Origin of the sequence: Limnobacter sp. SAORIC-690 (genome assembly GCF_002954425.1) — a bacterium.
GTDB lineage: Bacteria > Pseudomonadota > Gammaproteobacteria > Burkholderiales > Burkholderiaceae_B > Limnobacter > Limnobacter profundi.
The window spans coordinates 39,137-42,205 of sequence record NZ_MQVZ01000001.1; the positions used below are offsets into that span (position 1 = coordinate 39,137).

At 41.1% G+C, this 3,069-nt stretch carries 4 protein-coding genes; 2 read left to right on the top strand and 2 right to left on the bottom strand.

The window, feature by feature from the left end:
* Positions 1 to 478, top strand: a 478-nt coding sequence (locus BSZ31_RS00185; protein ID WP_206018518.1) for an ATP-dependent RecD-like DNA helicase, incomplete at its 5' end; no start/stop codon positions are given.
* Positions 479 to 851: 373 nt separating this feature from the next.
* Here the strand turns inward: BSZ31_RS00185 and BSZ31_RS00190 are convergent.
* Together BSZ31_RS00190 and BSZ31_RS00195 are read right to left on the bottom strand one after the other, a co-directional pair.
* Positions 852 to 1,352 (bottom strand): hypothetical protein, encoded by a 501-nt coding sequence (locus BSZ31_RS00190; protein WP_105027014.1) that lies wholly within the window; start codon positions 1,350 to 1,352, stop codon positions 852 to 854.
* 4 nt (positions 1,353 to 1,356) lie between these two features.
* Positions 1,357 to 1,890 carry a hypothetical protein gene (locus BSZ31_RS00195; RefSeq protein ID WP_105027015.1) on the bottom strand — a complete coding sequence of 178 codons (534 nt, stop codon included), beginning with the start codon at positions 1,888 to 1,890 and terminating at the stop codon, positions 1,357 to 1,359.
* Positions 1,891 to 2,302: 412 nt separating this feature from the next.
* Here BSZ31_RS00195 and BSZ31_RS00200 point away from each other — a divergent pair, with 412 nt between their 5' ends.
* Positions 2,303 to 2,818 carry a hypothetical protein gene (locus BSZ31_RS00200; RefSeq protein WP_105027016.1) on the top strand — a complete coding sequence of 172 codons (516 nt, stop codon included), beginning with the start codon at positions 2,303 to 2,305 and terminating at the stop codon, positions 2,816 to 2,818.
* The last annotated feature ends 251 nt before the right edge of the window (positions 2,819 to 3,069 follow it).

A 3,069-nucleotide genomic window follows, 5' to 3' on the forward strand; every position in this document is an offset into this window, starting at 1 on the left:
TTATCAGGACGACTTACACGGTTGGATACGCTGGATGAGTCAATCGAAATCAGAACTGCGCCTCGGAGACCGCATCATGGTCACCACCAATGATTACGAAAATGACATTCGGAATGGAGATTTAGGTACATTAATTGAGGTGTTTAATGAACCAATAAATGGTGCATTTGGAACTGTCTTAATAAATGGAATACCAATCCCAATTACACGTACGGTGATAGAAAAACTTGAGTTGGGGTATGCAATAACAATTCACAAATCTCAGGGCTCACAGTGGCCGACATGTACCCTACTTTTGCCCTCATATGCCCAGAGTATGCTTGACCAGTCACTGCTTTATACGGCCATTACACGAGCTATGAACCGTTTATTTATATTTGGCGAAACCGAAGCGATAAAAAAGGCTCTTCATCGAGGCTCTTCAATTTCAGAGCGAAGAACCAACCTCCTTGAACGACTGGGAACTAAGACCGCATAATTCATCACCATAACTGACACTCTCCTCCACAAGGGCCGGTTGCATTTGGCTATCGTGACTGACTTGTTCTCAAGATAGGTTACTTGTTTGTCCACGAGCTCAATAATTGGCATGGACTAAGCTTCTCACGCTCTGTTGGTGGCTTTTTAGGGACGCAAACCAAATCCGCAGGTGATTGTATATTCCGACCAAGGCTTCAAGCTCACCAGTGAGCAGTAGCAGGACTTTTTGGCGACAATCTGGCCAGCATGCCGCATGGGCTTTGGAGGAAGCATCCATTACCTTACATTTGAAGAAAGTTTCGTCACCGGTAGGTTTGAAAATTAATTTTCACTAAGTCAACTAGAGTCTAGATAACTCGGGGCAGTTCAATCTATAGGTTATTTTTAGGGTCACCCAAAGCATCTGTCCCTTCGCTCAGTTGCTTAACAAGCAGAGCCCTGGCATCCTCAAAACCCTCCAATGAAAACTTAGATATTTTGAACTGCCCTTGCTCTAACGCAATCCCAAAGCTTACAACGGAGGCACTTTTCATCCCATCGAACAAAAACTTGTCGGTCATCTTCAAAATTGGAATGGTTCCAGTTTTCCTCTGAAAGTGGTGACACTTCGCGTAAGAAATGTCAGCGCCACTATCGAAATTCACCAAAACTGCAACCTCAGCCTCTGGTCTACAGTTGCTACCTGCGTGAATATAAAAGTAGCAATCGTTAGACTTGCAGATAAATCCGAATAAAGAAGACGATTCATTCGCAGTGAAAATTTCAAAATTCTCTCCCTTCACCTGATACAACCAGTTTCCAACCCTCTCGTTCGCGTTGGAGATTCCGCTGTAGAGATAAAAGCATGCGAGTAATAAAAGATTGCGACCCATTTTTTTAAAACACCTTATCTCGAAATTCACCCTGTTCGGTTTTACTCATCTCCCGCCATTTTTTGAAAGCTTTATTAAGCATCACCTCACTCCCTGCTAAGGAAAAGCGACTTACCTTAAAACTAGCCTTGTCCATTGGAGCTAAAACACTAAGCTCCTCACCAACCCAGAATTCTGTCGGTAAATCTGCCAACCTAAAACTCAGTGCCCCCGTCTCAGATTCATCATCATCTGGATTAACGCATCGAGCAACTGTAGACGCCATGCTAGCGCTCTTCGTATTTATCAATACTGGTACATCCGCTCCATCTGTACAAAGCTCTCCGTTGTAAACCCCAACGATGCAGCCTGATTCATAATAGCAAATAACGCTAAATAAGCTGTCTGAGGTGTTAGTCACATACGCTGATGCCATCTGTTCATCTGATTCGTACAACCACACGTCAATTTGACTAATTTCCCCAGTCTGCGTATCGGATGACGTTGCAGCACACGAAGTCAAAAATAGACTTGTCAACAAGAGTAAAAATTTCTTCACAACAAAACCACCATCGGTTCAGCCCAACTTCAGGGACAACAGGAAATACAAGCCTAAGATAGGCTTAGCTATGTTCTACAAAGTTTAATTTACAAAGGCAGCGTTTTTATAAGTTTTCCAAATTTTTCTTCATCAAATTTACCGTTGTACCCTGTCCGCAACAACTATAACGGGGTTTAAAATACAGTTCATTCGCAACATCAAAAAGTCCCGGAAATTCTAAGAATCCCTGATACGTCAATCGAATTTAACTACGTATAACAAAAATTCGTTGTATCAAGAAGCCGTTAAAACTTGATGGTATCAGCCACTATCAAGTAAACTCGACTCTGGGTATGTTGTTAGCGACTGCACAAAATTTAAGCGCAACAACACCGTCTATGTATCGACTCAGAATTTCAAGCCAAGCCAGATGAACCTTAGAGCAACACTCCAAGAAAAATCAAGTGACGAACTTATTTTCAAACTTAAATCAGATTACTTTTCCAACGAAGCAAAGGTAATTGCAAAAGAAATTCTTACATCAAGGGGTATTGCATACACGGAGGAGACGTCTACTGAATTTGAGCCTGAAACTTATAAGTTTCCTAAACTAAGTGAAATTAAAAATTCATTCATAGGCTGTTTCACTGGCGAGAGCACCTTAAGCTGGGCCTTTTGGATTGTTCCGCTTATATCTTTAGCCTTCGCGACAATATTATTAATTTTGAGTGATATTTTTAAGCATACCTTTGCTGGCTCAACGCTCAATCTGCTCTTTATGCTCCTTCTGTTAATTTCACCTGGAATCCATTCTTTCTGTGTATTTAAATGCTTATCAAATTCTAAAAATAAATTCTTCTCTACTATTGCTGCTGCAGTGGGAGGACTCAATGCTCTTCTCTTTACAACGTTCACAGTTGCAATAGTCATTCAATTATTTGAGTAATAATCCAAGTTAGATGCGCGAATATCTAATTCTATTCCTGAAAAAAATATTTTAATTTATCTTAATATCCCTAAACCCGAAATTCTAATTTGCCTTTACAGCGGTCATCAAAGATACTGCTGTCTAAACGGCAGGTGCTCTCTAAGCAGTGGATGACAATACACTCGCTGCCAACCATTTTTCTCTCTGAGTTTGAATGTACTCTTCAGTTGCCCCCCCAAAAGCTCACGATAACTGTCATAGGAAATGGT

Bases quoted from the DNA above. Each gene is read 5' to 3' on its own strand.
- BSZ31_RS00190 (WP_105027014.1), bottom strand. From the start codon at position 1,352: ATGGGTCGCAATCTTTTATTACTCGCATGCTTTTATCTCTACAGCGGA.
- BSZ31_RS00200 (WP_105027016.1), top strand. From the start codon at position 2,303: ATGAACCTTAGAGCAACACTCCAAGAAAAATCAAGTGACGAACTTATT.